This window comes from Leptospiraceae bacterium, from assembly GCA_025059995.1.
GTDB lineage: Bacteria > Spirochaetota > Leptospiria > Leptospirales > Leptonemataceae > SKYB61.
In genome coordinates this window covers 25,638-49,991 of record JANXCF010000004.1, presented here as the reverse complement: position 1 = coordinate 49,991, position 24,354 = coordinate 25,638, and the positions used below count along the sequence as shown (strand labels likewise).

The window sequence follows — 24,354 nt, the reverse complement described above, 5'->3', positions numbered from 1 at the left end:
TTAAAAAAATTAAATATAGTCAAAAAATAATGTCAATTCGATTTCGTGTACTTAAGTTTTATAGACTCAAGATATTCCATTTCTCGTTTATAAAAATCGTTTATGAATGGTTTCATATCTTTGATATTCTTAGAAATTCTATAACCTTCTTCCATAGTTTCAATGAGAATCTCAGCTCCTACTAAACTAGCAGCAACTTTGATTGGTGCCATCACTAGTTTTACTAATGGGAGTTTGGATAAATTAAAAAAAAAGTTTAGTGTTTCACAGACAAGAAGGATTTGTCTTTTTCTTTTTTCATACTGATCTCTTTTATGAATGATTTTTTCTATTGCTTGTAGGTTTATATTATATGTAGTGTGATTCAATCGTTTCTTAGTATGTGCTTGGTCTTTTAATATTTCTTCTGTTATCTCGAAATCTAATTCATCTGATAATTTTACCAATTCAATCAATTTCTGAATATTTTCGACTAAATCCTGACCAACAATGGTCTTTAGTTTGTGGTAAAGTTCCACTAAAACTCTATCTCTTTCTTCTTTATTCGCAGGAGAATATAAATAGTTTTTAAAAAAAGAGGGTATTTCCTTGAAGCCTTCTTGGTTTTGAATATAATCTTGGTAAGTCTCCTCTAACTTTTTGATGATGAGATTTACAACTATCTCTCTTACCTTTCTATATTCTTCAGAATTGTAATTCACATGAAAAAGAATGAAGTGTATATTCTGAATGCAAGTTTTTTTTTGAATTTACTGAATTGATTTTTTAATCAATAAATCTTTGTAGTTCATGCTAATAAGTTTCTTTTTTATTGTATTCATTTCTTTTTCAGAGTCGGCAGTGGTATAAAGAATAAAATACTTATTTCTTTTTTTGATATACGTTTTTATATTATTTTCTCTTAGTGAGTTTTGTATATTTTTTGCTTCAATCTCGCTTTTGTAAGCACCAATTTGAATGTAAAAATCAATATCTTTTTCAGTTTTTTCTGTACTCCTTAAGTTTTCTTTTTCTCTGAATGGCTCTTTATAATCTTTCCATTCAATTTGATTATTTTCTGATTCAACATTTATAGATAAATCACTTTGTTTTTCGTTTTGCAAATTAATCTCATTAGTTTGAGCTTTATTTAATTTGATAGCCTCAGCTTCTTGAAGTTCATCGATTGAAATTTTAGATTCTTCTCTTACTTTCGTTTTTTGATTTAAGGTTTTTTTATCATCCTTGTTGTTCTTTATGTTTATTTTTGTGTCCATTTGAGAACTTTGATTTGGGATAAAATTTTCACTTTTAATAACTTTATCCGAATTTACTGCAGTCTCAACCTTTATTGAATTATTTGTTTCATTGTTATCTTCTTTCCCGAGCTTATAGCCAAACAAAAACGAAAACAAAGTAATGCTCATGCCAATGATAGATAAAAATAAAATTCTTTCCTTGTCTAAATGTATGATATAAAATAATCTTTTTCTCATGAATTAGCCTCCATTTTAAGTTTTGAAGTTATAATCTTTTTTGATAAAAAATCAACTTTTTTATTTAATTTTTCCAATGTAGAATCATTCCAGATTACGCAATCTCCAAGTTTCCTTTTGACTTCTGGTGAGATTTGGAATCTCTCTCTATTAAGAATTTCATCTTTACTCCAGCCTCTTTGTTGAGCTCTATCCATTCTTTGAGATGTAGGTGCATCGATTACCAGAATTAAATCAAAATCATAACTTTTTTGTAGATCACTTTCAAATAGCAAAGGAACATCATAAACCAAAACTTCTCCTTCTTTTAAACATTTTAAAAAAATGTTTGTGTATCTACTAACTTCTGGATGTATAATAGAATTAATCCAATCTACATATTTCCTATCGCTAAATATGGATTTAGCAAGAAAGGCTGTATTTACCTCCCCATTGTCATAGTAAGATTCCTTACCGAATTTGTCAATAATCTTTTTTTTTATCTTTGTTTTTTTATACATTTTCTTTGCTATTAAATCTGCATTCCATACTTTAAAACCTTTTTTTCGAAATAACTCTGCTACTGTAGTTTTCCCAGAAGCAATCGTTCCTGTTAAACCTATGAAAAAGTATTTTTTTTTCCAATAAATTTTCTCTGGAATTTTATCATATTGATTAAATATTTCTTCTTTTATCATTGACCTCTAAAATCCAAAAAATTGCTCTCTATATTTAGTAATAATCCTTCTCGTAGCTTTAGAGTCAAAAAACAAATTTTATCGAGGCTATAGCAATAAAATATTTTTTTTTGTTTATAAAAAGATTCCTTTTTTTCTGACATAAAAAAGATAACCACTGCTTCATCAATCCATTCCATAAAAATATTTAATTCACTACATTCTTCTTTTGAGGAAATAATCCATAAATTAGTATCTTTATGCATATTCAAGAACTTTTCTAATTCTTTTTCGTTTTGTCTGCAGTCCCGAAAATGTAAAATCCCTATTTTGATATTCTGAAAATTCAAAAATTTAAATTTTGAGTAGAGATAGCTAAATCGCTCCGAGCAATTAAAACAAATGAGCTTATCTTTGTATTTTTTAAGTTCACTTTCGTTTTCTTTTATGATTTGTTCTTGTTCAATAAAATTTCCAAAATCAAACAACACATTACTTAAGATGTGATAATATTCTTTCTCTTTATACAAGCTTGGATTATTGTTGATGGTAAAATCTAAAAAGAATAACGAGAATTCTTTACCTCGTGCATGAAGTTCTTTTTTGTTTTTATAAAACTTATTAAAAAAATCAATATTACTTTCTTTTTGGAAGTAGTTCGAGTTCAAAAAATAAAGATTCACAAAGGTATCAGCATTTAGAGCAAAAGAAAGAAAAAACACAACAAAAGGAATTAATGTTTTTGTAAGGCACATTCTTTTTCTAATGCTAAAAACTTTTCTTGATACCATTCAAGTAAATTTAAAAAAGTTCTTAGGTTTTTTCTTAAGTTATTTTTATAGAAGCAACCTATGAATAAGTTATTCTTGCTTTTTAGAAAGATAATACCGTCTGAAATTTTACCAGAAAATTGTTTTTTTCCCTCAAGTATATCAAACAAATAATAATAATGATTGAATTTAATAATATTTTTGACTTTCAAAGCAAACCATCTTTGACCATCCCAAAGAAAAGAGGACTCAATAGGTTCAATGAGTTCTTTTGAAGTAAAATATTTTCCATTAAGGTTTATGCTTTGTATTTTGAATAAACTACAATCAAAAATCTCACAAAAATCACATTCAAAAGAACAACCCCATAGATTTTCTTTATAAGTTTGTTTTATCTCTTGAAAATTCTTGATAGAAACTCCTTCTAAGAATGGAAATCCATCAGAAGGATTACCCACAATGCCACTGGAGTAGGAACTATAAGTTGTTGGGCATTCTGAGTCTTTTATGTGTATCATAAACAAAAAGGCATTTTTGTTTTGAAAATACACACTACTTCCAGATGATTTCTGACATATGTTATCCGTAATTTCTATGTCATTAATTGAGGGTTTCTTTTCATTTAGAAAAATTGGCAAAGATTTTTCGTATAACGTTTGGTATTTTTTTTGTACTTCTAAAAAACCCTTCGGATCTTCAATCACAAAAAAAACTTCATGATTATTATCTTTAGCATTCAAGCTTAGATTATAAGAACCTGTCAAAATCAAATTATCTACAAGCAAAGTTTTATGATGGATTTTCGCTCCTCTCCTGATACCTTCTTCGTCAATATATTGCATGTGAAAATTATCTTGATAGACAAAAAACGAATTTCCTTGTTGGTGAGATATGAGAAGTCTGATATTTTCATTGTTAGTTAGACTTTGCTGATCAATAATGCCTGATACCAATACACCTTGTTGGCTTTTGTAATATAATGAATTCATGATTGTAGGATCAAAGAAACTAAAAACAAAAAAATCTATTTTTCTTTTTGAACGTAATATCGTGTTATTCATGATGCTTTGAATGGAGTCGCCATTTTCTGGAGATTTTAGAATTTTTACTTTATAAGAAGGACCTTGTATTGTAATAGGTGAAAGGTAATCGAATTCATAAAATTTTTTGATCAACAAATTCCCAGTCATTTCATTGATGGGTATCTCAATAAAGAGATTCGAATTATAAAAAATATCACTCTGGGTAAAATTCCCTGTGCCAGAAAATAGAACTTTTTTATCTGAAAGAATCATTTTTATATGTTGTAAGCCTGAGCCTGCATTGGTTTTGTAAGGAATTTTCCATTCATTGAATTCACTGTATTTTTGGTCATTTGAACCAAAAATATAGATTTTTACTCCTTGTTGGTACTTTTTGAGTATTGCCTGCAAAATTTCTTTTTCGTTGATTTCATAAACAAAAAGATATAATTCCACTTGAGTTCCCTCAATGATCTCAAGGATTTTATCTCGAACTTTAATATTATTGGGTAGATCATATGGATCTGTAAAATAATAATGAATCCTTGGTGTTGAAGTCAAATGAGAAATTAAAAATAAATCTTGTTTCGATTTTTGATTACAAAATAAAAGAAAGCCTAAAATCAATAGGATAACCTGTCTCATAGACTACCCTCACATCAAAAAGAGAAATGAAAATAAGAAGTTTTTTGATATTTCATTATAGGGTTTTTTTTGTGGATCCTGATGTTTTTGGTAAAATTGAGAATAGTTTATATGCATAAGAAATCGTTTGTATTTCAAAATTACCTGGAGAAATGGTTCAATATAAATCCATCTTTGTTGAGGTTTCTTGAGAATCAATGTATCCCATAGAGCTGTATCAAACCCAATTTCAATAGGGTTTTTTTTGATTTTAAAGAGCTCTATGTATCCAACACCCACAGCAAGCTGAAACGAATAATAAAGAAATTTTAATTTCATATAAAAAGTATCCGCTGGTTCATTAAAAGAAAAGTCACTATGATAATACAAAATCCCTTCACATGGGTTTTTCGATTCAAAGCAAATTTGATAATGTGGAATCAAATCATACGTAGAACTTAATTGCGGTGATGGCACATATTCAGAAAAAAAAGAAGTATAACCAAAGTATTTATATTTTTGGGTCCATGGATCAAACTTGGATTTCGTGGTTTTACTGCCATCAAAATAGAGCTGAAAAGGATAAAACTCCAGAAAAAGCGAAAATTGATATTTATAACCGAATATAGGGTAAATAACATTCGAATTCGAAAAACTTCCTTTACTGTTTGCTATTCTAAGTCTTAAATTGATATTTTCACTGAAAAACAAAGTTCGAAAGTCATAGTAATCAAATCCAATAAAGTTTTTTTTGTTGGAGTAGGGGTTTTCCTGCTCATATCGATAATACCCAAATTGCAAAGCAAAAAAATCAAAAAGAAAGCTATAATGTAGTTTATATTGATGATTTGATAATTGAAAATTTATATCTTTTTTGATTTGATGAATGAAATGAATGTTATTGTCTTCGAAATTTCTTTCATACCTTTGGGAAAGTTCGGTCCAGTAAATGGGGGAAAAAACAAAGATATGGCGCTGGGTTTGAACACGAACATCCAAAGAGGGAAAAAACGTATCTCCAAAAATGGCTCTATTTTTATCAAGAGTAGAATGATAAGGATCAGCATATCCAAATGTTAAAAACAAGTTTTCATAATATGCGCCCATCAAAGTATTCTGAAAGCTAAAAAATTTTATTTGAGATTGCTGTTTTTCTTTTTTGATAGGATTTAGAAATTCATGGTCCTCTTTTCTATACACAGGAAAAAGTATAATCTGGTGAACATCTACAATCGTATGTTCATCGACATAATTCACTACCAAAGGAATGCCAAAATATTGAAATTCTTGAACTTTTCGGTTTTGATTCTGTCCTTCATTGGTTGTAGTAATAAAGAAATTGCTATAAAAACCTGAAGTTAACTTTCCATCACTTCCAAATAACACATAGAAGTTTATAACAAAAATAAACAAAAGTAAAAGAATTCTCATATTTCCTCCCTATGGGATATAAAAGTGAAAGTTTCCGAACGCTTTGCCATTTTTTCGAATTTGATTTAAAACTACTTTTCCATCTGGAATACTAAAAGGAGAAATTTTCCACTCAGGAACTCCATAGGAACACAAAGAAATCTTTTCGAACTGGTTAGAGCTTTTTCTAATTTTCCAATAAACTTCTATGTATTCGTTTTCACTTAAACCATTACCGATTCTTGTTCTATTTGATGTTGTAAGAAATTCATCAACAAAACCCGAATGCGGTTCTATAACAGAAAAATTTGGTATCGTTGGTTTGGGTTCAACAAGGATTATACATCGATTCTTTTTGGCAGAAAATGTATTTTTTTCTAATTGGTTTAGATATTCGTTTTCAATTATGATGGGTTTTGTGGCAATAGGCTGTATTTGTATTTCTGTGTGATTATCTTTAAGAAAGAGAGCTCGGTTTTGATCATCATTTTCTAAAAAACAAATCCGTAAGTATTCAGGAGTATGAATATGAAGTAAATCGATAAAACAAAAAGGCTTTTCTAAAAAGAGTTCATCATAAATGAGAAATTTTGAATCGATAACAATTCGCAACAATTGACGTTCATGAGGTTTTAAAGGGATTTGTGGATTCCAATTAAAATCAGTAAAAGAATCTTGAGTCCAATGGGATAATCGTTGTCCATTTTGTTCGTAAACTTCTATTCGATTTTGATTTTGGGAAGAAATCAAACGAAAGTGCTTCTGTTGGTATCCATCAATTTCCAGAACGGGGATAAATTGATTCTGTTGATTTGGAGTTGCATTGCCTATGCAGTGGGTTAACTCTTGATCATCACTTGTTAGGGTGAGGGTCGTGCCCGCAATGTTTATCGACTTTGGTTTCTGAGAATTTACAGCATTTGAGTAGATTCTATAGTCAAGCTTTATGTTTTGTGTTGGTGTTGTGAGTTCTAATCTATAGTCATTAGGTATCTTTAAATTTGAGAAAACTACGTTGTTTTCGTTAATCAAACAAACTGGCTTTTCTGCAAACAGGGAAAATCGATTTCTTTTGGGGGTTGGAAAGAAGTATTTATAAGTTTTATCGTTATTTTTGATTTTAAAATAATGAAGTTCTACTGTATTTGAGTTTTTGCATTCTATCTCGATGAATTCATCTGAGCTTAGACGTTTATTTTGATGATTGTAAGGACCTCCGATGAAAATTTCTGAGATCCTACATTCTTGATGCTCAAGAACTTTTGGATTTTCATATCCTGGACTCATGCCGTATTGATGGCAATCACTAAGCCCCATACAATCATGGGAATGAAACCCCCAATCTTGGTTTTCTAAAACAAGGGAATGAACATCTTTAAAAATACCATTTTGTTTATCACCATAGATAAAGTAATTTTCTTCGCTTGAGTTTTCAGGATGTATTCCAGAAAATAAAGTCCTTCGTTTGTAAGGAAAAAACTGCACCACATCGATTTGAGAACTTGGCTTCAAAGAAACAACTGAAACGTCTTGAATTAAGTTTTCATAAAGAATATATTTATCAGAAGGAGCAAAAACATAATAAGTCTCTAACAAATTATCAGGAAAAGGTACAAGAACGTTATCAATCGATAAATAAATTTTATTTGAGCATTTTTTGTTATTATAAATTTCAATGAATTTGCCATAGGCATTAACTCTATCATTACTATACAAACCAAAAGGGTTGAGTTCTGTAAGAATAAAAGAACTGAGATCACAGTCTTGAATGGAATTAGAGTCTTCGAATTCGCTGTGATTTAAATCATTCACACTACAAGGAGTATTCCAAAGGCATATGCTTAGGGGCACGTACCCAGTTCCATCATTTACAAGCCAATGATGATGAATGTTTCCTTGAGGCTGATGAACCTTCATGAAAAGTGAAGGATTAGTAAAAATTTCTAATTGGTTATTTTTATATGTATAATCAAACTCATCTAAATCAAAGACAATATTTGTATAGGGGAAAAAATAGCTCACTTTTTGATTTTTTGGATTTTCTAAAATCACAAAATCTTCTTGAGAAGACAAAGTAATCATCTTGGGTTTTTTGTTTTGAAATAATAACTTATCGATTTTTAAAGAATTTGACGTTGAGATTTCCATGAGCTTTTTAAAGGGAAAATTTGTAAAGAAGCTAATTAATTCTTTTGCAAAGGATTTATCTTTTATGGTTATGTTGAGAAAATTTCTTTTGAGCTTGTATAGAAAATGAACTCGCTCTTCTTGTATAAGCAATCCATATTCCACCTCAAAGAAGCGTTTTGGGATAAAAACTTGAGTTTCTTGATTTTTATCAAAAGACTTATCCGAGAAGAAAAAGAGTTCTGTTGGAATTTCTTCAAATTTCTTTTGTATTTTTGGATCAAGAAAAGAGTGATATACAATCAGATATGATTCTTTTGTTAACGAATCCAACGTCTTTTTATTAAAACTAATTATTTCCGTAGGAAGATGAATTTGAATGTCTTCATCGATTCTATGAAGATATTCTTGTATTTGCTGATAATTTTCTGTTATTACCGATGAACAATACTTAATTGCTAGTCCAAATTCATTATGGAAATAAAAGGGATCTGAAGAGTAAAAACACCCATCCTTCTGAAAAACAGGAAAGTAATTTGTTGGATTTCCTTCTTTTGTATATTCAGAAACAAATTTCAGTTTAGAGAGAAAATCATCATTTTTTTTGAGTTCTTCGTGGCTTTTTTTCAAGAACAGAATTTCAAAATTAGAAAAAGTTTGCTTGAGAGTATCTAGAGGAGCTGTCTTTTGTGGGTCTTTTTTTTGGCAATGAAACGTTCCTAAAGCCAAGCCGAATATGCTGATGAGTATCAACCATTGTAATTGATTTTTCATACATAGGATAATATGTGGATTTTTGAGGATTCTTTTTAAAAAATTTTATGAAGCCTTATGTGGTGTTCATTACAGATTTTTTCGGTCCTTATCCTGGAGGAATCGAAAGCTTTCATTTGGGTTTGGTCAAATTCTGGCCAGATGAGTATATCATTACTTTTTTTTTAGATAGCTATCCTGAACCAAAAAAAAATGCCGATTACGAAGACTATTTGTCTAAAACGATTTATCATCACATAATTCCGAATCGTTCTTTTAAAAAAAAGAATCATATCAAAGAAATAGTCATCCAATTAGAAAAGTTAAAAAAAGAAATCCCAATAAAACATATTTTAATCGGTAATTTATATTCGAATATAAAATACTTGTACCCCTTTATTCAAGGACTAGGTATTCCGTATTCCATCATTTTACATCCTGTGGATTTAGAAAAAAGCCCTTTTTTTCATTTTGGATTGAATCGCTTTCTTCGAGAGTCAAAATATATTTTTACCTATACCCATTATTTTTATGAATTGGCTTTGATTAATGGTTTTCCTCGAGAAAAATTAATATTAATTCCTTTGGGGTTATTTGCGAGATGGGAGCATACAAAAGATCATCCAGTCAACGAAAACTTCAAAACCATTCTCAAAAAACAAAAAGATCAATTCAAGATATTGACAGTCGGTCCTTTAGTAAAAAAAAAACACATTCATAGGGGGGTTTTCGTTCTCGAACACCTTATCAAGTTAATTCAAAAAGAAAACATCCATTGGTTCATCGCAGGAAGTGGAGAAGAGTTTTATTTTCTAAAAGAGCTGATTCATTCCCATAACTTAGAAGATTATATAACTTTGTTAGGGTTTTTAAGTGACAAAGAATTAGGGATGATGTATTTCCACTCAGATGTATATTTTCATCCTGGTGGTGATGGTAGGGATCCTTTTTCGGGTTTTAGTATTACGCTTTTAGAAGCTGGATATAGTTCCTTGCCCGTGATTGCTGGGAATGGAGCTGCCATTCATGAGTTAGTTCAAAATAACGTCACAGGATATATTGTAAGCTATGACGATTTTGAATTGCTATCCTATAAAATCTGGGAGTTATACAAAGACTCAAAACTGAGAAAAAAAATGGGAAGAAACGCAGAACAAAAAGTTCAAAAAGAATTCTACATACAACGAAGTATTCATAACATCTACGAAAGGATCATGTAATTATGAAAATCTTTTTTTTAGGGCATTCTGAAGTTATGATAGAGTTCCAAAACAAAAAAGGAAAACCTATTAGGATTTTAAACGATGCTTGGCTAACAAACTATGCTTTTGGAGATTTTTTACAAAGAAACCCTACTTGGTTTCACACAAAAAAAAGTTCTTTGGATTTTTTAGGTAAAATTGATTTGATCTATCTTTCTCACCCTCATTCTGATCATTTCGATCCGTATAGTTTGTTTCTTATCTATCAACAACAGAATCCTAAAATTCTTTTACCAGAAAACTTGTCATGGGTAAAAACGCTCTTAAAAAAATACTTACCAAATACAGAAATTCTGATACTCAAAAACTTTGAGCCAATATCTTATGAGGATTTAAATTTTTTGGGAGTTACATTTCAGAATCATTTTGAAACCAATGAAAAAGATGTGATGAATTTATTTATCGATAATGAAAGAGAAATTCTTTTTTTCGAGGAAGATGTAGCCATTCCTGATACAAAAGAAGCTTACGATATTCTGTTTCGGGAATTTACGAAAAATAATTTTCAACAACGAATTTATGTTTGTGTTCGAAATGAGCTCGAAGGGTTTTTTCTTTCCACTGATGAACCTAACGGCAAAAAACGCAAAGAAAAGCTTCAAAATTATTTTCAAAAAAGACAACAAGAAATCGAATGGGATTATTACAAATTTGAAGAAAACTTAGAATTAAAAAACATATATCGTTTAAAAAACTTTGTAAAAATCTATACAGGTCAAGGTATGATTTATCCAGTGGATTTTTTTTCTGAGTTTCTTAAAATTTCAGGAGTTTTGCCTTTCTTGAAGATCACGGAGTGGGAAAAAGAAATCCAAAAAGAATATCAAAATCAATTTCTTGTTTTATCACAAGAACCTGGAATGTATTTCGAGCTCGAAAAAGGCAAACTCACGAAAAAAGAAAGTTTTTCGAGCGAGTTCAAGTTTTATCCCGTTGGATTAGAAGATATTGATGTTTCAAAAACAATCAAAGATCAGCCTGTGTTTGATGAAGAAAGGGATATTTCTAAACAAGAACAATTGATAGAAAAACTTTTAGACAGACTTTACATTTACTTAACGACTCAACCAGAAATTCCTATCGTGAAATTACTCAAAGAGAACTATACAATCAAGATTCTCTATGGAACATCATCAAAATTTTATGATAAAAACTATTCAATTGATTTTGAACATTTTAAATTTTATCCTAATCCTCATCCACAGAAGATATTTGAAACCTATTGGGCTAATGATTTAGAAGATTATTACTTTGGCAGATTGGATCAATTTTCAAGTGTATTGCTTGATTTATCAAAGTTCGAGACATTCTATCTTTGGACCATGATGGGAATTCCTTTTCTGAATAATGATATTGTTTATAACAAAATAGAATTCCATTTTGAACGGGCAATTAAAGGACTTACTCCTGATGATTACGTTCTTCCTATCATTCAAAAAAAATTCATTTTTTAAAATTTTTACGTTTATTTGAAAACATGGATCAAGAAAAAGAATCAGAAATCTTAACGTTAGCAGTTGAGGGTATGTATTGTGTAGGTTGTGCCCAACGAATAGAAAATGTATTGAAAAGAACTCAGGGGGTTGAAGAAGCTAAAGTCAATTTTGCCACTTCCGTTGCTGTAGTAAAGCTCAATAAAAATCAAAACCACGAAAAGCTCATACTTGAGAAAATCCAAGATTTGGGATATCGAGCCCGAGTTCGAGAAAATCTTTTCGCAAGGGAACAAATCCAACGTTTAATTGAAAACAAAAGGTACGAGAGAAATGAATTTTTACTTCTTATTGTGGGTGTCTTTTTTTCAATTCCGTTTTTGGTGAGCATGTTTTTCATTCATCTTCCTCATTGGGTTCAATTGCTTTTGGCAATCCCAGTTCAGTTTGGAGTAGGTTTGAGATTTCATCAAAGCGCGTGGAAATCAATCCTAAAAGGCGGACTCAACATGGATGTATTGGTTTCATTGGGAACAAATGCTGCGTTTTTTTATAGTTTATTTGTGATGTTTTTTGCTGAAAAGTTCTCAATCCCTTCTTTTGTGTATTTTGAGTCTTCGGTGTTGATTATAACGTTTGTCTTGTTGGGTAAAGTCTTAGAAAACATTGCCAAAAGGCGTGCAAAACGAGCCCTTGAGGATTTGGTTTCCTTACAACCTTTAGTTTGTCATCGGGTAGATGGCAATCAAATCAGAGATATTGACATTTCAGAAGTTCGGGTTGGAGATGTGCTTTTAGTGAGAGCTGGCGAAAACATTCCTGTGGATGGAGTAGTGATTGAAGGCATAACAGAATGTAATGAATCCTTACTAACAGGCGAAAGTCTTCCTGTGAAAAAAGAAATTGGTTCTACGGTATTTGCGGGAACCACCAATCTTTCTGGGATAATAAAAATCCAAGTTCAAAAAACTCCAGAAGAATCAACCTTATCAAAAATAGTCGAATTAGTAGAAAAGGCACAGAACTCAAAAATGAAACTTCAGAAGATTGTGGATAAGGTATCTTCTCGCTTTGTATTCATTGTGATAATCATAAGCTTTTTTTCTTTTGTTGGTTCTTTTTTCGTTTTTGGCTTAGATTTAGCTCAGTCAATCCTGAGGGCGATTTCGGTTTTGGTGATTTCTTGTCCTTGTGCTTTGGGTTTGGCAACACCGATTGCCATTTTGATTTCCACAGGGATTTCCGCTAAGTATGGAATTCTATTCCAAAACCTACAAGCAATGGAATTGTTAGGAAAACTTCAAGTGCTCGTTTTTGATAAAACAGGAACTCTCACCAAAGGACAACCCCAAGTTCTAGACTCAAAACATTTTCTACTACAAAATGACTTAAATCTTGGTGAAATTTTCGAAATACTTTATCAATCTTTTTTACTTTCAGAGCATGTTTTAGCAAAACCTATTGTTGAATATTTATCAAAACAAAATTTAAAAAACAATTCTCAATTTCAGTTCATAGAATTTAACCATCGTCCCGGAAAAGGTTTTTTTGTTAAATCTTTATATAAACAAAACCAATACGAAATCTATGTAGGAAATGAACAATGGATTTTCGAAAACAAAGCCTCCAACGATAGTTTTCTGATACCGCAAAGTTCAAATGAAAGTGTGGTGTGTTATTCTATTAAAAATCACGCTTACGGATATTTTTTATTAAAAGACTCCTTTAAAAAAGAAGCTTTTGAGGTGATTTCATTTTTGAAAAGAAGCTTTTTTGTTGTGTTAGCTACGGGTGATCGAAAAGAATCCACAAAAGATCTTTTGGTTTTGCCTTTCAATCAAGTGTATACCTCTTTGAAGCCAGAAGAAAAACTCCATTTAATACAACAATTTCAGCAAAAAAAACAAAGAGTGGGTATGATAGGGGATGGAATCAATGATGCACCGGCTTTATCAAAAGCCGATGTATCTTTGTCTTTTGGTGATGGAACTTCTTTAGCAAAAAATGTTTCTGATATTGTGTTGATTCATCCTGATTTGTGGAATCTCCCTTTTGCGATTTGGATTTCTCAAAAAACCATTCGCAAGATTTATCAAAATTTGTTTTTTGCTTTTGCTTACAATGTCATAAGCATCCCTATGGCTTCTTTGGGTTATTTAAATCCAACCGTTTCAGCATTAGCTATGGCAATGAGTTCGGTTTCAGTGGTGGTTTCCTCTTTGAGCTTATATTCTTTATCGAAAGAGCGTTTTTTAAAAAAAATCAAAGAGACAAAATGAAGCTTGCTCTTTTTGGTGATTTGCATGGACATTTTGATGATTTTGATGTAGAATATTTTAATCAATCTGACTATGATTATTTATTATTTACGGGTGATTTGTTGGGTTTGATTTCATTGTCCCATAAAGTTTATTTTCATCTGAGTCAGCTGAAGAAAAAATCATTTCTGATTTGGGGTAATCACGACGGGTTTAGGCTTCATGAACTATTGGCTGAAATCTATTCTAAAAAAAAGTGGCAAGTAAAAGAATCTGATTGGATCAAAGTAAACCAGAGACTTGAGGTGATTCAGAAAAAATTGGGAAAAAACTTCCACTGCGGTGGATATCAGATTTTTTCTTTGGATGAAGAGACTGCCATCTTTTTGGTTCGTCCCCACTCAATTGGAGGAAAAACCATAGGCTACAAAAACTTTTTGAAAATGAAGTATGGTGTAGAAACATTTGATGATTCTATCAAAAAAATGAAAAATCTACTTCACGATTATTTGCAGAAAAAACCAAAAACAAAAGTTTTGATTTTCTTAGGACATAACGGACCTATGGGATTGGGTGATCTTCCTATGGATATTTGGGGATGTGATTTTCAACCCGATTATGGCGATTTTGGAGATAGTGACTTTGCTGAAATCATTTCTTTTGCTCAAAGCATAGGGTTATCTATTCCATTGGTTGTGGCAGGGCATATGCACCATCGAATTTCAAAAAAAGCTTTTAGCTATATCAAAAACTTAGAAAAAAAAGAACGAATCCCAATCAAAAAAATTCACGATACATATTACGTAAATCCTGCTAAGGTTCCAAGAATCATTAAAGATAAAAATCAAAAGTTGCACTATTATATTTATGTCGAAATCCTAGAAAAAAAAGTAAAAGAAATCCAAGAAAAATACGTCCAAGATAAAGAAGAGAAAGAAATATGAAATCACAGGACTTTGTTTCATCGACTGAATTAAGTGCTGCTATCATTGGATTGAATCCCTCCGTAGAAAGAGAAATTAAATTCATTGAGCAAGCAACTTATGCTGCTTTAAACATAACAGGAAATCCTTTAAGCTTAAGGCTCTTAAATCAAGCTACAAATTTTGACTCTAATGTTTTAAGGATATTAACTCAAAGGAAGGTTTTGATTTCTTACGAATTTTTTGATTATGAAAACTCAAAACTACAAAAGAAAATAGGATTAATCCGTCCACCAACATTAAAACAAGATGACGTAGAAAAAATTAAAAAAATTTGTAATGAGTATTCTTTAATCAGCTTGATTAAGTTTCTTATTGATGATGAAGTAAAAGGCTATGAAACTTTTTTCGAAATCTATCGAAATTTATTGAAACTACTTAACCAAATAGAAATTCCAACAAGAAGTCAATTATTGGATTTAATACAAAACTTTTATGAACTAAGTTTCAATGCTTTTATTAAGAAATTGAATCTGCATATTGAATTATATCAGTACTTCATCCAATTTCTGACAATGACTAGCATTGATATACATAATTACTTTGCAACAAGTAAATTTCTCACAGAGGATATAAAGATTTATTTGTTCCAACGTGGAAATCATCCACTGCTTGTATCCATCGATGAAGAATTTCACTTGTTTTATCCTACTATCTCGAGCTTAACTTATGTAGCAGATCAGCATTATTTTTTCAAAAAGTCTAATATTGAATCTACTTTTGAAGTAGGTATGGAAATTCTAAAAAAAATTATATCATATTTCGACTTCATCAAACCAACTGAAATAAAAACTTATGATACCATATTCGATTTTTTTATTCAACATTCTTCCCTGCAGAACGAAGATAGTTGGCCAGGTTTAAAGAGAATGGTTTCTATATTAAGTAAATTAACAGGTATTGTCGAAAGCATCCTAAACCAAAAGAAATCTTATTTCATGGATTTATTTACAAATGAGTTTTTGAAAAAATTCAACATGAACTTCGAGCCTTATTATGTATCAGAAAATATGATGGAAGTTCCTGTGGAATTGGAGAACTTATTAGATGAACTTAAAATCACAAAAAAAGAGCTCTTTGAAAATTTAATTTTAAATTTAAATAAAAATCCAGAGTTGATTATTTATCAATCTAAACAATCAAATCCAGAGAGAGGTTATTATGTCATCTATAAATATAACATACCAAGAGCATTCATAAGAAACAAAGACAAAAGAAGTTTTATCCACATAATGCTCAAAGGAAGTAATTATTCTAATGGAATTTATGACTTTGTAATTCCCGAATCTTCTATACCTGCTCCCCTAAAAGAAGATCAGCAACTACTCAGAAAAGCAATCAAAGAATGGGAAAAAGAGATACAGAAAAAGAATAAAAAGAGTTTGGTTAGTCTAATTATTGATTTCTTTTTTTTACTATGGGAGTTCTTCCAAAAGCTTGGAAGTTCTTCCGTAAAGCAAGCTACAGTAGAAAACATAAATAAAAATAAACAAGAAAACTTCAATGTCAAAACTTTCAACAACAAGCCCAATGAAAACAAAATCGTAGAAGAAACGAACGAACAAAAAAAAGAAAAAAAACTCAAACTTAAAAGACCCTATATCCCAAAAGAAAAATTGAAAACCATACCTGATAGAATCGAAAGGGCAATTGAATATATAGAACGACAATACCAAGATTTGATTTGGATCGATGAGTTGGCTTTTGCTCTAAATTACAAAGATGACATTGAAAAACTAAGTTCATTGCTTTATTATGATAAGTTACAAAGATTTGAAGAAATCAAATCTTTGAAAGACATCAAACCCTTGTATATACGTAGAGAAAATTTAATGAATGAAAAATGGATCGAAAAAACCATAAACTATCTTAAACAGAGTTCAAAATTACCACACCAAGTAGCACTTTTAGAATACTTAGAGAAGTTCAGAGAAATAGTTGAACAAGATTAATTAAAAACGTCAAGTTTGAGCCATTCACTCTTTGGACCAAAAGATACTTCTTATTTTTTTAGTTGATCTTATTAAGCTGACCTTTAAGCTTTTTGCAAAAACGGAACTTTTCAGCTATTTCCATTGAAGTAGTTATGTTTTTTTTTTCTAATTTTTGCCATGTTATTAGAAATGAACTAAAAATTAAAAACTCAAGTTAATCCAATTTCAAAAGCTCAAAAGCTCAAAATGAAATGTTTACTTATCTAAAACATTTTTACTTATCTAAAACATTTTGAAGTTTCTGACGTTCATTTTCTAAGTTGAGGGGTTTTTCTTCTGGTTTCAAGAAATTTGGAGATATTTCGTTTTGGATTTCTTTTTGAATTTCATTGGGAAGAATATCAAAAATTTCTTTTTTCTTTGAGAGATCTTCTTCGCTCTCGATGAATTTTTCTGCTATAGTTTTGATGGTGTCAAAATTGGTATTTTTTTCTTTGAAATATAATATGATAGACTTCACTAATTGTTGATGAGTTGGGTATTGGGCATAAAGTTCAGAAAAAATTTCTAATACTTTTTTTTCATCGTATGCATCTTGTTGTAAATAAGAACTAATAAGAAGCAATCCATCCTCAACCTTTTTTGTTTTTTGGTAAATTTCTTTTAAAATCGATTCACTTTCTTTCCATTCATGGATTTCCAAATACGAATAGGCAATGATTCTTAGGATTTGAATATCTTCTTTATGGTATAAATAAAGTTTTTTTAACACGGACTTTAAAAGATCATGCTCTTTTAGTTCTTTGTAAATCGATAATTGCAGTAGTAATGCATCTTTGTGACTGGGATTTTGATAAAGGTTTTTTGAGTTATAATGAAGTGCTTCTTTAAGTCGATTTCTTTCGAAAAGGTAGGAGGCATAAAGATAAAGCGCATTGGGATTGTCTTTATCAATCTCAAGCCATTGGTAAATAGTATCTTCGAATGCTTCAAAATCTTTTTGATTGTAATAAATATTTGATAAATAAGCCAAAATTTCTTTGTCGAGTTCATAAGATAAAGCTTCCTTACATTCTCTTTCTGCCTCTATGTATGCCTGGTCTTGATAGTAATGAAAGCATAGATATTTTCTTAATAAAAAGTTTTCTTTTCGAGATTTTTTTTTGTTCTTTTCTATTTTTAAAAGAATTTCTTTTGCTTTTTGGGGTTCTTTGGTTTTGAAATAAAAGTATTCATGCCAAAGGTTTTGTTCTAATTCAGGTAAGGTATCAAGATCCATTTGACTAATGGTTGGTAAATCTTCTAGTTTTTTTGGCTTATAAGGTTGATTTTCAGTTCTGATTAAGTTTAGAGGATCTAATACCTTTTTTAAAGTCAAGGAATTTTCGTCTTTGAATTCTAATTTTTGGATTAACAATTGAACGTTTTGAAGTTCTTTTTGATATAACTCTGGATTTTGTAAGGCTTGGTTTTGAAGAAATGTTTGATATTTTTTTAAGTTTTCTATTGCTTTTTCCCTGTTTTTATATAATTGAATTTCAATTAATCCTAAATAAAAAAAACATTGATGAAATTTTGGCTCTAGTTTGAGAATTTCATTACAATATTTTTGAGACTTTTCTAATTGATTTAGTAAATAATATAACTGAGCTATCCGAAATAATTCTCTAATTGGATGAATTTTAGTTTGATTTGTTTTGTTTTGATTTTGCAAAAGCTCTTTTGCTATAAGAGAATGTTCTAGTGCTTTTTTAGGATCATCAAGATATAAATAGATATCCCCTAAATAGGAATGTGCATAAGGATGATCAGGATTTATTGATATGAGCTTTTCAAAAAACAATTTAGCTGTTTGATATTGCTTTTTGAAAAAATATTCTTCTCCTTTCTGAAAAAGTTCAATTTGGGATGATATATAATTTTCCGAAAAAGTATTAGTTTGACCGCTTTTATTTTCAAATATTTGTTGACTATACAAAATAAAAGAGTAAAAAAAAAGTAAGATGATTAACAATCTCATAAATTTAATTTAAATTATATTCGAAATTAAATTGAAAATTTTTATATAAACTTCAAAAAATATGGAAATCGAAAAAAGATATAATCTCAAAGAAATAGAAGAAAAATATAAGTCAATACAACCAAAGAAACCAGAAATTGAACTACCTTCATATGTTTTTTTGACTCCTATCGGATTAAAATTCTTAAGCACAACTGCCAATCCTTTAATTGTGATACGAAGATATCAAAATATAAATGGATATACAAAAGAAGGTTTTGTTACTAAAAGCTTTAATGCTCAAGTAATGCAAAAAATGATCATGAAGTTTTATGTGGACGAAATCTATTCAGCACAACCAGAATTATTGCCATTAAGAAACGAAATCATCAGCACAAATAATTTAATCGTTTATGCAATATTGTATAGAAAATTAACACCCACACTGGCAAAGTCTTTATTTGAGTCAAAAGTTGTCAAAGAGTTCAATCGAAAGCATCCCAAAGAATCAATGACTGAGTTAAATCACATATCAGAACAGAAAGTAGAGTTACTCTACAAAAAATATGGTCATCTATTAGAAGGTATCAAAGCAAGAATTCGAGAAGAAATAACACAAAAAATTTTAGAAAACCATCAATTGAACGAAGAAGATCAGTTCACAAGAATTCGAGCCTTACCAAAATTCATAGATTGGATCGATAAAAGGGTATGGTTTTTATTTTTTATAATCTACCAAACCGAATTTCGAGATAGAATGTTGCAGAATTTTCAAAGCTTGATCTATCACTATTTAGAACATACTGTTATAGCAACACACTTAAGTAATTTGATCATGGAATTTGTTCAAAATGCAGAAAAAGCTCATTTTTTATTATTAGCAAATAAGTATTTTGGGATACCTATAAACAAAGCTGATAGCTTTATTCGCAATAGAGAAAATCGATTAAAGTTAAGAAATATAGCTTTAGAAAAAAAACAAAATCTAGAGATTTCATGGATACTAAACCCTGAAAGGTTGATTTCTTTTAGTTTATCGAGACTGCAAATTGTTATTTCGAACTATGGTTTGATTGATGAAGCAACCACTCAAAAATTAAGAAAAAAAATGAAAACTGATGTAGAAGGTATTAGTATTGCAAGCTTTTATGAAGATATTGACGACGCAGAAAAATTAGGAGCAGGATTGGGATTATTATACAACTCTTACTTAGAGCAAATTTGTAGAAAAGAGGGGATTCAATACAAATGTGTGATCTATCCTGAACCAAAAACCCAGAAAACAACTGTAAAAATCGATTTGGTTCTATAAATTCTCATGTTCTTGGACTAAGCCGAAGAATTCAAGTATTTGAGAATTCAATAAAATTGCGAAACTAATGAACATACCAACTAAAAAAATACTTAATATAATGATGGAAAAAAAGAAAAAGTTATTCAAAAAACGATATCCCAAAAACAATACAGCATGATACCAATGTGAACTACCTTCTTTTTGTTTCGAAACCATACTATATGTGCGTAAATAAAACCAAAATAAAAATAACAAAGATACAATAACAATCATGCCAAATAGACTATCATAATGGATTTGAAAAAGGAAAAGGGGAAAAAGCAAAATATTTACAACTACTAAAGCTATGAATATGATTATTGAAAAATCTCTGAAAAGTAATAGATATTGTTTATTGAGGTTAAAAACAAAAACATCTTTTTTGAGTAGAAAATCTAAGTATTTTTTCTGGGGAGTATGAGGTTCTTTTTCAAAAATATAAAAAGTTGTCATGAACAAAAACAGACTATCAAGGACGTTAGAAAAAAATTTCAAGTCCAAGAAGAAAAATTCCGTAGATGACTCTACTTTCCTAATCAAAAAGACATCTATAAGCAAAACAACTAAAATTAAGATCAATAACAACTTTCTAAACTTTATACTAAATGATAAACCATTTAAATATGAAATTAAATACAAAACAATCAACATATCCAAAAAAAGAAAAGTCAAGATTAACGTAAGATTCTTTCTAAATTCCATTGACATCATCTGAAAAGCTCTTTGTGGTATAAACTCAGAAGATATTTCATTTGATTGTAGTTCTTCTTTGAATTCCATCAAGAAAAAATATTGAACGATTAAACCATTCAAACTTATAGGAAAGTCTTGAATTTGATTTTGAGATTTTATTTTCTCTTTCATTTCTAGATTATCTAGATTGTTAAAGGATAAATCAATATCAAAAACCAAAGGAAAGTTAAAATAAGTTAATATCAAAAGAAAATAAATGATATACTTAAAAAAGCTATTATTAAACATGAAACCATAGAATATAGTGTTGCTAAAACTACAAGTGAATTCAATCGAAATGCAGGTATCCTAATTTTTGTGGTTTATATTTTTTTTTGTTTAAAAAACAAATGACTGGATCAGAGTTTTTTTTTAGTTTTTTACCACTTACGTAACCAATTTTTTTTATACCCGAGAGTTTTAGTTCCCTGTCAGTAGTGAAAATCAATTCGTATTCTTCTCCAGAGATGAAAGCATCTTCAAAAGATATATAATTTTTGAAGTTAGGATGAATGGGAATTTCGTCTAAATAAATTACAAATTCATAGCCTGAGGTTTTTGCCATTTTTGTCAAATCTTGGTATAATCCATCCGAAACGTCCATCATTGAAATAGCATAAGGATAGATTTTTTTTACTATATCAAACCTTGCTTTTGGTGTTAAGTGTTTTTTTATAGCTATTGATTGAAGGTTTTTGGGTAATGCAATTTCTTGATTTAAAATTTTATATCCTAACAAAGATAGCCCGAAGTTTCCTGTTACGTAAACGTAGCTATTGGGTTTTGCTTGTCTAGTTATGTGTTTTTCTGCATATCCAATCATCGTCAGAGACAAAGTCAATCTTTCAGAGGCAAAGGTATCTCCACCAATAATTTCGCATTGGAATTTTTCACATTCTCTACGAAAGGATTTTATTAGTTTCATTATGTAATTTTCCTCTAGGTTTTTAGGTATTCCAATTTGGATCAGGCACCATTTCGGTACTCCACCACTTGAGATTATATCAGAGAGATTCACATGAAACAATTTTTTAGCCAAAAGATTAGGAGGATGCCAATCAAGGCGAAAATGAGTATTTTCTACCATTGTATCGCAGGTTATAAGGGTGTTTTTACGATTTTGAAGTGGCAAGACTTCACAGTCATCGTTATGAAAATTTTTGCTTTTTTTCGTGAAATTTTTAATGATTTCTTCTTCTGTGAGTTTTTCTCTCATAATTATACAAAAACAAAGAATTTTCTTTGATAGCGAATTCCTATTCTTTTTTATGGGTTTTGTTATTATTATATTGTGGATGCAAATTTGGAATCAAATCTTCACCAAATTACTTTTGATAGTGGATTTTGGTTCTATATACCAGAAATCAAGATTCATTTAAAAACAAAAATACCCATCTTTGATAATGAAGATCCATTAAACTTCAAAGCTTATACTCTGGAACTTCCCTTTTTTGAAAACCAAACAAAAGAAGCATTTTTTTATTTTTACAATCATGAACTACTTGGATTTTTTAATGAATGTAGTCATATTAAGGTTCCTATGGATTTAGGAGATCATAGATTTTTTGATCAAAATGGAAACCTTATTTGTAGAGTCCACGGTGCCACTTTTTGTCCAAAAACAGGTTTAGTCAAACGAGGTCCTGCAAGAAAACCTTTACTAAAAATTCTCTTGAATTTTTACCAAGAAACAAATATCTTAGTGATTAGAGGGTTTTATCATTCATCATAGTAACTTGCTTAAGTAAAGTGGGCTAGTTTATAAAGTTTTATGAAATACATAGAGAAGATACTTAATGGCGATCAAAAAGAAGTCCACTTCAAGATTGAGTCAATTTTTAACGAAAAAAAAAGACGCATACCTGATCGCTATCGGATAAAAAGAACCCAAGAAGGGGATGTCTTATTTTGCATTGAGACTCCTAATATTACAGTAAAAATACAAAGAGATTTTGTAGTCACTTTACAGGAAGCGAAGAAATTCCCAGAGAGAAGTATTTTTTTAGATGGAGCTGCAAAAGGAGAACCTTTCTTAGACAATCAAAGGCAAATCTATAATTTGGATCACCATGAAGATTGCGAAAGAACCTTTACTCTATCTACATGTGAACAAGCACTGATACTGATTCGCAAGGGATTAAATCTCAAAGATAAGAATTGGTTTATCTATGCGAATGAACCAGACTTAGATACTATCTTTGCCATATGGATACTACTCAATCATAATTATATGAATTCCGGAACTTCAAAGCAATACAAGAAGATCGTTCCCTTAATCCGTCTGGAGGGTGTAATTGATGCCTTGGGATTAGAACTCATTGACATTACGGCTTTCCCTCAGGAACAAATAAAAAAATACAAAAATCAATTAGATAAGCTAAGGGAATTAGAATTATCTTTAAAAAGCAAAAATATTTGGAATACGACAAACTTTGTAGAATATACACATCAAATCTTAAATCTTATTGATCAAATAGTTTTCGAATTAGAAGATTTAAAGAATCTCAAAAACGTAATAGAAATTCTTCGAACTGATATTACAGATGATGATTCTGTTGCAGTTTTTGAAGGTGAGTTGGGGATTTATGAATTAGAAGAATATCTCAATAAAGTCTATCAATCAAAGCCCACTTTTGTTATATTGAAAAAAAATCATAACACATACACAATAAGAAAATCAAACATATTTAGTCCTTTGGATTTAGAGAAAATTTATGAACGACTCAACATCTTTGATAAAAACGCAAATAGTAAAGAAAACCGATGGGGTGGTTCTAACCAAATTGGTGGTTCACCAAGGATAACTGGAACAGCGTTAACACCAAGTCAAATTATTGAAATTTGCAAAAATGCTTTTTACCATCCTTCACGTCTTGATATACTCAAAGTATTAACTTTCACATTGTTTATTAGTTTATTACCGAACATTATTTCGTGGCTTATCATTTCAAGTGCTATACTGTATTCTAATTTTTTACATTTAATAACCTTGCCTTTAAGTATAAGAATTGATGTGTTTTATTTTCTATACTTTGTTGTGATTTTTATTTTTGGATACAAGTATTTTTATAAGAACTATTTTGTTTTAGGATTTCGAGTTCCAGTGGGATTTAAATGGGTTGCCTTTTTTCCATTTGTGCTAATTGTGAGTTTTCTGGGTGGTATTTGGCTACCTAAAGAACTTCTCATTGATAAAAATATCTATAATTTTATTGTGGGGAGCCTACTCGGCTCAATTGCAAGTGGAGTTCTATTTTTTTCCATAATCCATAGTATTTTTCTCTTTTATTTCCCAGTCCAAAGAGCTGAAGGTGTGTATTTTATATCAAAACCTTCTATCTTCACATCTATACTTTATACATTAACAACCATTACTTTACCTTTTTATCATATGGATTTTCCAACCCTCTACGAAGACTGGAATAGTTTAATCCTTGCAATAATGAGAAGTCCCTTTGTATTTCTTTATGCATTACTTTTAACTTTCATAAAAGAAAGGGCTGAAAGTGTATTGCCGTCATTAGCAATACACACATTACTTCATATCTTATGGGGTATCATTTTCGTTTTTTTCAAAAATTAA

Annotated in this window: 18 protein-coding genes; 8 read left to right on the top strand and 10 right to left on the bottom strand. The window is 30.0% G+C overall.

What is annotated here, in order from left to right; all coding sequences use genetic code 11:
- Positions 1-32: 32 nt before the first annotated feature.
- Genes NZ853_06805 through NZ853_06775 form a run of 7 tightly spaced genes read right to left on the bottom strand, consistent with a single transcriptional unit; the run spans position 33 to position 8,858 of the window.
- Positions 33-701, bottom strand: coding sequence for a hypothetical protein (locus NZ853_06805; GenBank protein ID MCS7205388.1), 669 nt, complete (start codon positions 699-701; stop codon positions 33-35).
- Positions 702-749: 48 nt separating this feature from the next.
- Positions 750-1,475 (bottom strand): SPOR domain-containing protein, encoded by a 726-nt coding sequence (locus NZ853_06800; protein ID MCS7205387.1) that lies wholly within the window; start codon positions 1,473-1,475, stop codon positions 750-752.
- The gene (gene coaE, locus NZ853_06795) at positions 1,472-2,152 is read right to left on the bottom strand and encodes a dephospho-CoA kinase (GenBank protein ID MCS7205386.1); all 681 of its coding nucleotides are present in this window, start codon (positions 2,150-2,152) and stop codon (positions 1,472-1,474) included. Before coaE ends, NZ853_06800 begins: the two co-directional genes overlap by 4 nt.
- A complete protein-coding gene (locus tag NZ853_06790) occupies positions 2,149-2,886 on the bottom strand; it encodes a hypothetical protein (GenBank protein MCS7205385.1) in 738 nt (245 codons plus the stop codon). Before NZ853_06790 ends, coaE begins: the two co-directional genes overlap by 4 nt.
- A complete protein-coding gene (locus tag NZ853_06785; protein ID MCS7205384.1) occupies positions 2,865-4,568 on the bottom strand; it encodes a phospholipase D-like domain-containing protein in 1,704 nt (567 codons plus the stop codon). The genes NZ853_06790 and NZ853_06785 overlap by 22 nt, the downstream gene beginning before the upstream one ends.
- 9 nt (positions 4,569-4,577) lie before the next feature.
- Positions 4,578-5,978: a hypothetical protein gene (locus NZ853_06780; protein ID MCS7205383.1), complete on the bottom strand. Its 1,401-nt coding sequence runs from the start codon at positions 5,976-5,978 to the stop codon at positions 4,578-4,580.
- A 9-nt stretch (positions 5,979-5,987) separates the two neighbouring features.
- On the bottom strand, positions 5,988-8,858 hold the full coding sequence (locus NZ853_06775; protein ID MCS7205382.1) for a hypothetical protein: 2,871 nt from the start codon (positions 8,856-8,858) through the stop codon (positions 5,988-5,990).
- A gap of 47 nt (positions 8,859-8,905) precedes the next feature.
- Here NZ853_06775 and NZ853_06770 point away from each other — a divergent pair, with 47 nt between their 5' ends.
- From NZ853_06770 to NZ853_06750, 5 genes are read left to right on the top strand one after another with little or no spacing between them, the layout of a single operon-like run.
- The gene (locus tag NZ853_06770) at positions 8,906-10,057 is read left to right on the top strand and encodes a glycosyltransferase family 4 protein (GenBank protein ID MCS7205381.1); all 1,152 of its coding nucleotides are present in this window, start codon (positions 8,906-8,908) and stop codon (positions 10,055-10,057) included.
- 2 nt (positions 10,058-10,059) lie between these two features.
- Positions 10,060-11,553 carry a hypothetical protein gene (locus tag NZ853_06765; protein ID MCS7205380.1) on the top strand — a complete coding sequence of 498 codons (1,494 nt, stop codon included), beginning with the start codon at positions 10,060-10,062 and terminating at the stop codon, positions 11,551-11,553.
- Between the two features lie 23 nt (positions 11,554-11,576).
- Positions 11,577-13,811: a cation-translocating P-type ATPase gene (locus NZ853_06760; protein ID MCS7205379.1), complete on the top strand. Its 2,235-nt coding sequence runs from the start codon at positions 11,577-11,579 to the stop codon at positions 13,809-13,811.
- Positions 13,808-14,734, top strand: coding sequence for a metallophosphoesterase (locus NZ853_06755; protein ID MCS7205378.1), 927 nt, complete (start codon positions 13,808-13,810; stop codon positions 14,732-14,734). The genes NZ853_06760 and NZ853_06755 overlap by 4 nt, the downstream gene beginning before the upstream one ends.
- Positions 14,731-16,725 (top strand): hypothetical protein, encoded by a 1,995-nt coding sequence (locus NZ853_06750; protein ID MCS7205377.1) that lies wholly within the window; start codon positions 14,731-14,733, stop codon positions 16,723-16,725. Before NZ853_06755 ends, NZ853_06750 begins: the two co-directional genes overlap by 4 nt.
- Positions 16,726-16,981: 256 nt before the next feature.
- Here the strand turns inward: NZ853_06750 and NZ853_06745 are convergent, their stop codons facing one another.
- Entirely contained in the window at positions 16,982-18,727 is a 1,746-nt protein-coding gene (locus NZ853_06745; GenBank protein ID MCS7205376.1) for a hypothetical protein, read from the bottom strand.
- A gap of 61 nt (positions 18,728-18,788) precedes the next feature.
- Here NZ853_06745 and NZ853_06740 point away from each other — a divergent pair, with 61 nt between their 5' ends.
- Positions 18,789-20,018, top strand: a complete 1,230-nt coding sequence (locus NZ853_06740; protein MCS7205375.1) for a hypothetical protein — start codon at positions 18,789-18,791, stop codon at positions 20,016-20,018.
- On the opposite strand, the gene NZ853_06735 is transcribed toward NZ853_06740, so the two are convergent.
- Both NZ853_06735 and thiL read right to left on the bottom strand, forming a co-directional pair.
- The gene (locus tag NZ853_06735; protein MCS7205374.1) at positions 20,013-20,903 is read right to left on the bottom strand and encodes a hypothetical protein; all 891 of its coding nucleotides are present in this window, start codon (positions 20,901-20,903) and stop codon (positions 20,013-20,015) included. The genes NZ853_06740 and NZ853_06735 overlap by 6 nt on opposite strands.
- Positions 20,904-21,060: 157 nt before the next feature.
- Entirely contained in the window at positions 21,061-21,987 is a 927-nt protein-coding gene (gene thiL, locus NZ853_06730; GenBank protein MCS7205373.1) for a thiamine-phosphate kinase, read from the bottom strand.
- Between the two features lie 87 nt (positions 21,988-22,074).
- On the opposite strand from thiL, the gene NZ853_06725 reads away from it, so the two are divergent.
- Together NZ853_06725 and NZ853_06720 are read left to right on the top strand one after the other, a co-directional pair.
- Positions 22,075-22,503 (top strand): Rieske 2Fe-2S domain-containing protein, encoded by a 429-nt coding sequence (locus NZ853_06725; protein MCS7205372.1) that lies wholly within the window; start codon positions 22,075-22,077, stop codon positions 22,501-22,503.
- Positions 22,504-22,542: 39 nt separating this feature from the next.
- Positions 22,543-24,354 (top strand): hypothetical protein, encoded by a 1,812-nt coding sequence (locus tag NZ853_06720; GenBank protein MCS7205371.1) that lies wholly within the window; start codon positions 22,543-22,545, stop codon positions 24,352-24,354.